The sequence below is a fragment of the Pseudomonas sp. AGC41 genome (assembly GCF_057334555.1).
Map to the genome: position 1 here is coordinate 17,601 of NZ_JBHFJB010000025.1, position 3,645 is coordinate 21,245.

Here is a 3,645-nt window from a genome sequence, read left to right on the forward strand (position 1 = left end):
CCCCCCCCCCCCCCCCCCCCCCCGGGGCTCCCTGGCACCCTCAAGACCTCCTGCCCGCCCCCAGCCTTCCGTCGCCTCCCCTCGCACAAATCCAAAGCCGCCACTTGCACCAGCAGTATTATGGTATACCATCATACGCACAGACACTTTCCCCCACGGAGCAGCTCATGAGTTTCGAAATTCGCAAGATCGTCAGCTATGTCGAAGAAACCTTCATCGAAGGTGGCAAGGCCACTGACAAGCCGGTGACCATGGTCGGGCTGGCGGTGGTCATGAAGAACCCTTGGCTGGGCCGTGGTTTTGTCGAAGACCTGAAACCGGAAATCCGCGCCAATTGCTCCGATCTCGGCGCGCTGATGGTCGAGCGCCTGGTGGGCATCATTGGCGGTGCGCAAAAGATCGAAGCCTATGGCAAGGCCGCGGTCGTCGGCGCCGACGGCGAGATCGAGCACGCCTCCGCCGTGATCCATACCCTGCGCTTCGGCAACCACTACCGCGAAGCGGTCAAGGCCAAGAGCTACCTGAGCTTCACCAACAAGCGCGGCGGCCCCGGCACCTCGATCCAGATCCCGATGATGCACAAGGACGACGAAGGCCTGCGCTCGCACTACATCACCCTGGAAATGCACATCGAAGACGCTCCGCGCGCCGACGAAATCGTCGTGGTGCTGGGCTGCGCCGATGGCGGGCGCCTGCATCCACGCATCGGCAATCGCTACATCGACCTGGAAGAGCTGGCCGCCGAAAAGGCCCAGTGACCCCACCGGGGCAACCACAATAAAAAAGGCATGCAGGAGCGCTCCATGATTCGGCTCACCGCTGAACTCACCCCGGCCGGCACCAGTTACCTGGCAACCGGCCAAGGCCAGCCCGTGGTCCTGATCCACGGCGTGGGCCTGAACAAAGAAATGTGGGGCGGCCAGGTCGTTGGCCTCGCCACGAAGTATCGAGTCATCGCCTACGACATGCTCGGCCATGGCGCCAGCCCGCGCCCCGCCACTGGCACTGGCCTGCTCGGGTACGCCGATCAGCTGTTGGAGTTGCTGGACCACTTGCAACTGCCCCAGGCCAGCGTGATCGGCTTTTCCATGGGCGGCCTGGTGGCACGCGCCTTCGCCTTGCATTACCCGCAACGCCTGCAAAGCCTGGTGGTGCTCAACAGCGTGTTCAACCGCAGCGCCGAACAACGCGCGGGGGTCATCGCCCGCACCGCCCAGGCCGCCGAACATGGCCCGGACGCCAACGCCGAAGCCGCGCTGTCGCGCTGGTTCAGCCGCGAATACCAGGCGGCCAATCCGGCGCAGATCGCCGCGCTGCGCCAGACCCTGGCGCAGAACGATCCCCAGGGTTACCTGACCACCTATGAGCTGTTCGCCACCCAGGACATGTACCGGGCCGACGACCTCGGCAGCATCCAGGCGCCGACGTTGATTGCCACCGGCGAGCTGGACCCCGGCTCGACCCCGGAAATGGCCCGGCAACTGGCCGAGCGGATTCCCGGCGCCACGGTTGCCGTGCTCGCCGAGCAACGGCATATGATGCCGGTAGAGTCGCCGCGCCTGGTCAACCAGTTGCTGCTGGAATTCCTCGACACGGCCAACACCCGACAAAATCCAATAAAGGGGATCGTTGCATGACACTCGCACGCTTTTCGATGTGCATCGGCGGTGAATGGGTCGATGCGCTGTCCGGCAAGACCTTCGAGAGTTTGAACCCGGCGCTGGCCGAGCCCTGGGCCGAGCTGCCCGATGCCGACGAAGCCGATGTCGATCGCGCCGTACAAGCCGCACAAACGGCTTTTGACAGCCCGGCCTGGCGCGGACTGACCGCCACTGCCCGGGGCAAACTGCTGCGCCGTCTCGGTGACCTGATCGCCGAAAACAAGGAAAAACTGGCCCAGCTCGAAAGCCGCGACAACGGCAAGCTGATCCGTGAAACCCGCGGTCAGGTCGGCTACCTGCCGGAGTTTTTCCACTACACCGCAGGCCTCGCCGACAAGCTCGAAGGCGGCACCCTGCCCCTCGACAAGCCGGATCTGTTCGCCTACACCGTGCACGAAGCCATGGGTGTGGTCGCCGCGATCATCCCCTGGAACAGCCCGCTGTACCTGACCGCGATCAAGCTCGCCCCGGCGCTGGCGGCCGGCAACACCATCGTGATCAAGCCGTCCGAGCACGCCTCGGCGACGATCCTGGAGCTCGCTCGCCTGGCCCTCGAAGCCGAGATCCCGCCGGGCGTGGTCAACGTCATCACCGGCTACGGCCCGAGCACCGGCGCCGCCCTCACCCGCCATCCGCTGGTCCGCAAGATCGCCTTCACCGGCGGCGCGGCCACGGCCCGGCATGTGGTGCGCAGCAGCGCCGAGAATTTCGCCAAGCTGTCATTGGAGCTGGGCGGCAAGTCGCCCAATATCATCTTTGCCGACGCCGACCTCGACAGCGCCATCAACGGGGCGATTGCCGGCATCTATGCCGCCTCCGGCCAGAGCTGCGTGTCCGGCTCGCGATTGCTGGTGCAGGACGAAATCTACGACGAGTTCGTCTCGCGCCTGGTCGAGCGCGCCCAGCGCATTCGCATCGGCAATCCTCAGGAAGACGCCAGCGAAATGGGCCCCATGGCCACCGCGCAACAACTGGCCGTAGTCGAGGGCCTGGTGGCCGACGCGATTGCCGAAGGTGCGCGCCTGCGTACCGGCGGCAAGCGCCCACAGAACCTGGGCACCGGCTGGTTTTACGAGCCGACCCTGTTCGAATGCGATCGCAATTCAATGAAGATCATGCAGGAAGAAGTCTTCGGCCCGGTGGCCTCAGTCATTCGTTTCAAGGACGAAGCCGAAGCCCTGGCGATCGCCAACGACTCGCAGTTCGGCCTCGCCGCCGGCATCTGGACCCGTGACCTGGGCCGCGCCCATCGCCTGGCCCGGGACGTGCGATCCGGGATCATCTGGGTCAACACCTACCGCGCAGTCTCGGCCATGGCGCCGATCGGCGGGTTCAAGAACAGCGGCTACGGACGCGAAAGCGGCATCGATTCAGTGCTGGCCTATACCGAGCTGAAAACGGTGTGGATCAACCTTTCCCAGGCGCCCATGCCTGACCCGTTCGTGATGCGCTAGGAGTCCTGAGAAATGATCGAACCCGGCATCTACAAAGAAGTCATGAGCTCGTTCCCGTCCGGCGTCACGGTGGTTACCACCCTGGACCCGGAGGGCAATATCGTCGGCATCACCGCCAGCGCTTTCAGCGCCTTGTCCATCGACCCGGCGTTGGTGCTGTTCTGCCCCAACTATGCCTCCGACACCTACCCGATCCTGCGCGACAGCAAGCAGTTCGCGATTCACTTGCTGTCCGCCGACCAGACCGCCGAAGCCTACGCCTTCGCTGGCAAAGGCAAGGACAAGGCCAAAGGCATCGACTGGCACCTGAGCGACCTGGGCAATCCGTTGTTGGGTAAAGCCACGGCGATCATCGAGTGCGAGCTGTGGCGCGAATACGACGGTGGCGATCACGCGATTATCGTCGGCGCGGTGAAGAACCTGATCCTGCCCGCGCAACCGGTCACGCCGATGATCTACCACAAAGGCAAGCTGGGCCCGCTGCCCGTGCTGGCTTGAGGGCTGCACATATCCCCCTGTGGGGGGGGGGG

Annotated in this window: 4 protein-coding genes; all 4 read left to right on the plus strand. The window is 64.6% G+C overall.

Annotation, left to right across the window (positions count from 1 at the left end):
- Window positions 1-167: 167 nt before the first annotated feature.
- Genes ACE04F_RS04185 through ACE04F_RS04200 form a run of 4 tightly spaced genes read left to right on the plus strand, consistent with a single transcriptional unit; the run spans window position 168 to window position 3,613 of the window.
- The gene (locus ACE04F_RS04185; RefSeq protein WP_486105060.1) at window positions 168-758 is read left to right on the plus strand and encodes an amino acid synthesis family protein; all 591 of its coding nucleotides are present in this window, start codon (window positions 168-170) and stop codon (window positions 756-758) included.
- Between the two features lie 45 nt (window positions 759-803).
- On the plus strand, window positions 804-1,637 hold the full coding sequence (locus ACE04F_RS04190; protein ID WP_486105062.1) for an alpha/beta fold hydrolase: 834 nt from the start codon (window positions 804-806) through the stop codon (window positions 1,635-1,637).
- Window positions 1,634-3,115, plus strand: a complete 1,482-nt coding sequence (locus ACE04F_RS04195; protein ID WP_486105063.1) for an aldehyde dehydrogenase — start codon at window positions 1,634-1,636, stop codon at window positions 3,113-3,115. Before ACE04F_RS04190 ends, ACE04F_RS04195 begins: the two co-directional genes overlap by 4 nt.
- Window positions 3,116-3,127: 12 nt before the next feature.
- Window positions 3,128-3,613: a flavin reductase family protein gene (locus ACE04F_RS04200; RefSeq protein ID WP_434573721.1), complete on the plus strand. Its 486-nt coding sequence runs from the start codon at window positions 3,128-3,130 to the stop codon at window positions 3,611-3,613.
- The last annotated feature ends 32 nt before the right edge of the window (window positions 3,614-3,645 follow it).

Coding starts and splice junctions, on each gene's coding strand:
- ACE04F_RS04195 (WP_486105063.1), top strand. CDS start 1,634: ATGACACTCGCACGCTTTTCGATGTGCATCGGCGGTGAATGGGTCGAT.
- ACE04F_RS04185 (WP_486105060.1), top strand. CDS start 168: ATGAGTTTCGAAATTCGCAAGATCGTCAGCTATGTCGAAGAAACCTTC.
- ACE04F_RS04190 (WP_486105062.1), top strand. CDS start 804: ATGATTCGGCTCACCGCTGAACTCACCCCGGCCGGCACCAGTTACCTG.
- ACE04F_RS04200 (WP_434573721.1), top strand. CDS start 3,128: ATGATCGAACCCGGCATCTACAAAGAAGTCATGAGCTCGTTCCCGTCC.